The 2,000-nt window shown below is 46.8% G+C and carries 3 protein-coding genes; 2 read left to right on the top strand and 1 reads right to left on the bottom strand.

Annotation, left to right across the window (positions count from 1 at the left end; genetic code table 11):
• Together H6G97_RS50485 and H6G97_RS50480 are read left to right on the top strand one after the other, a co-directional pair.
• Positions 1-1,412 (top strand): plasmid replication protein, CyRepA1 family (locus tag H6G97_RS50485; RefSeq protein ID WP_338422035.1); only part of this gene is annotated, 1,412 nt, incomplete at its 5' end.
• An 8-nt stretch (positions 1,413-1,420) separates the two neighbouring features.
• Positions 1,421-1,603, top strand: coding sequence for a hypothetical protein (locus tag H6G97_RS50480; protein ID WP_190947700.1), 183 nt, complete (start codon positions 1,421-1,423; stop codon positions 1,601-1,603).
• Positions 1,604-1,614: 11 nt separating this feature from the next.
• Here H6G97_RS50480 and H6G97_RS50475 read toward each other — a convergent pair whose 3' ends face one another.
• Positions 1,615-1,884 (bottom strand): type II toxin-antitoxin system RelE/ParE family toxin, encoded by a 270-nt coding sequence (locus H6G97_RS50475; RefSeq protein WP_338422036.1) that lies wholly within the window; start codon positions 1,882-1,884, stop codon positions 1,615-1,617.
• Positions 1,885-2,000 lie beyond the last annotated feature (116 nt).

Below are 2,000 nucleotides of genomic sequence, written 5' to 3'. Positions count from 1 at the left end.
CTCAAGCACTTGAAGAACGGTTTCGCCGTAAATTCCCACACTTGCGGATTCTGCGAATTGACAGCGAATCTGTTGCTGACCCGTCACATCCAGCGTTTGGCTGTATCGCTCACCTGAACAAGATTCTCATCCAGTACGATTTAGTTATCGCATCTCCAAGTTTAGAAACTGGGGTCAGCATCGACATTCGAGGACATTTTGATGGTGTTTGGGGAGTTTTTCAGGGAGTGCAGCCGGTTAACTCTGTGCGTCAGATGTTGGCAAGGGTTAGGGAGACAGTTGACCGTCATATCTGGGTCAGAGAATGGGGGATGTCGGTTGTGGGCAATGGTTCTACATCCATAGGAGGATTGCTCAGAAGTCAACACGTCGCAACACAAGCTAATATTGCGCTGTTGTCGGCGGCGGATAATGACGATTACAGCTATGTTGACCAGAATTTTCAGCCGGAATCTTTGCAGGCTTGGGGTAAGCGTGGTTCTGTAATCAACGTTGAGATGCGGCGCTATAGAGAGTCTGTGCTTGCGGGTTTGGTCGAGGATGGCTATACCGTTATTGATACCGACGATGCTGATGACGATGAGAGTGGAGCAGTAATCGAGTCCGTTAAAGCCGTGTCTGTTGAATTGTATACTGCGGAGTGTAAAGCGATCGCTAATTCCGATGAACTCTCGCAGACTGAACTCAAAAAACTGCAAGACAAACGGGCGAAAACCAAAGCCGAACGACATCAGCAGCGCAAGGCTGAATTGTCCCGTCGCTATGAAATTGATGTTACCCCTGAGCTTGTGGAGAAAGATGACGACGGCTGGTATCCTCAACTGCGGATGCACTACTATTTGACGCTGGGGCGAGAGTTTCTGACCAACCGTGATACTAAACGGGCAGCAGCGCAGTTAGAAGCGGGAGAGAATTCGATTTGGAAACCGGATTTTAACAAGGGGCAAATGTTGCCGGCTGTACTGTTGTTAGAAGAACTGAATCTGTTGCAGTTGCTCACGCCTGGGGAGCAGTTGCGTTCTTCTGACGAGGCAATGCAGGAATTTAAAGCACTGGCACTAAAGCATAGGCACGTTATCAAGAATTACTTGAATGTCAGCATATCGAAGAAACTGACCCCAGTAGCGATCGCTCAGAAGTTACTTGCCAAAATTGATTTGAAGTTGGACTACGTTGGTCGATTGGGCAAGCGTGAAAATCGGGAGTGCGTCTATCGGTTTGTTGCCCCTGATGATCAGCGTGATTCAATTTTTGGGCAGTGGTTAAATCGAGATGAAGCGTTTTCAAGGGATTCGGTGTCAGTCATGAATAATATAGTGTTAACCACACCAGTCACTGACACGACACCTATTGATATTCCCCAAACAGTTACCCAGGTGGAAAATCCTATTGCCCAAGGCTTAATGGGCTGAAGCTGAAATTGCAGCAAGGTTTGGACAGCGCTGGCTCGTTCTACAATCAGTTAGTCTCCACAATCGGCTCGGCTGTCGGTGTTGCTGATGGTGAGCCGTACTGGAATGGGTATCTGAACCAGTGGCAGGTTTGGGTTAAGTTTGCTGACGGGTGTAGGTCTGTGGTGTGCGATTGGGTGGTGGGGGTATAAGCAATTTTGGGTTAAAATTCTTCGTCTAATTCGCTAAGTACATCTGCTAAATCTCTTGCTCCATGAAATATCCGAAGAATCTCAATGGTAGTGTCCTCAATCCGATAAAAAATTAAATAATCCTGAAAGTCTTTGATGCGCCATTGTCGGATTTCACCTAATCTCGATACTACCAACTGAGCTACCTTTCCTATCCCAGGGGTCTTTACTAACTGAGCAAATGTCGCTTCGGCAGCACTTAAGAATTTAACTGCTACATCTGTATTCCCATTGACTAATATGTACAGGACTTACGCAACTGGAACAAATAGCGAGCGGGGCGTAGCCCTACCACACGACAATTTAAATCAAACCAAGCACATAGGAATACTTGGGCGTTTTAGTTGCTGAATTAAAT

Origin of the sequence: Nostoc flagelliforme FACHB-838 (assembly GCF_014698065.1) — a bacterium.
GTDB lineage: Bacteria > Cyanobacteriota > Cyanobacteriia > Cyanobacteriales > Nostocaceae > Nostoc > Nostoc flagelliforme_B.
Note: the sequence above shows the minus strand (reverse complement) of the source record. Positions and strands in the feature narration are given on the sequence as shown.